1 protein-coding gene is annotated in these 763 nt (G+C 66.9%); it reads right to left on the bottom strand.

All coding sequences use genetic code 11. The annotated features are described in order from the left end of the window. Positions 1–208: 208 nt before the first annotated feature. On the bottom strand, positions 209–763 hold a 555-nt coding region (locus AC1DRP_RS36725; RefSeq protein WP_476771161.1), incomplete at its 5' end, for a M10 family metallopeptidase C-terminal domain-containing protein.

Raw genomic sequence — 763 nt, 5'->3', positions numbered from 1 at the left:
TCAGCCCCGAGACCGCGAACAGGAAGAGGAAGGCGGAGCGGAAGCCGAGCGTCAGCCTGGCGGCATCGCGCTTGCGGGCGGAGGTCTGTGCCTTGGAAGGTGCCATGATCGCAAACCGTCAAAAGGAGAAGCAGTCGGCAGGAAGGCGGTGCAGGAAGGGAGTGCCGGCCGGCGGGCACGGGGCCCGCCGGCCGAAAAGGCGCGGCTTCTAGAAGCTGAAGTTGCTGCCGGTCAGGGTGTGGCTGCCCTTCAGGTTGATCTGGAAGTCGGCATCGCCGTCGGCGTCGACATTGCCCTTGACCACGGTGTAGTCGCCGTCGGCCCGGGTCTCGTAGGCGACCACCAGCTGGGCCGTGGCGGTGAAGGCCGGGCCGTTGGTCAAGGTGAAGCTCTGGTTGCCGGCGAGCGCGCCATTGGCGTCGATGCCGGAGAGGTCGAGCTTATCGCCAGGCTCGAAGTCGAGGATGGTGTCGCCATCCGCCGCTTCCTTGCTCTCGAAGCGGAAGGTGTYGTTGCCCGCCCCGCCTTCCATCACGTTCACCGCCGCACTGGCCGTGATCGTGTCGTTGCCCGAGCCGGTCGCGACGTTCTCGATGCTCCAGAGCGTGTCGCTGCCGGTTTGCGTGCTGACCGCGCTGCCGCGTCCGAGCAGGCCGTTGCCGAGATCGACCGTCAGGTTCGCCGTGATCGCCGACATGTCGAGCGTGTCGATGCCCGTGCCGCCGTCGCTGTCATCGCCGAAATAGACGTCGTTGCCGTCGCC

The sequence above is a fragment of the Allobosea sp. 01N443 genome, from assembly GCF_056399325.1.
This window is presented reverse-complemented; position numbering and strand designations above follow the sequence as displayed.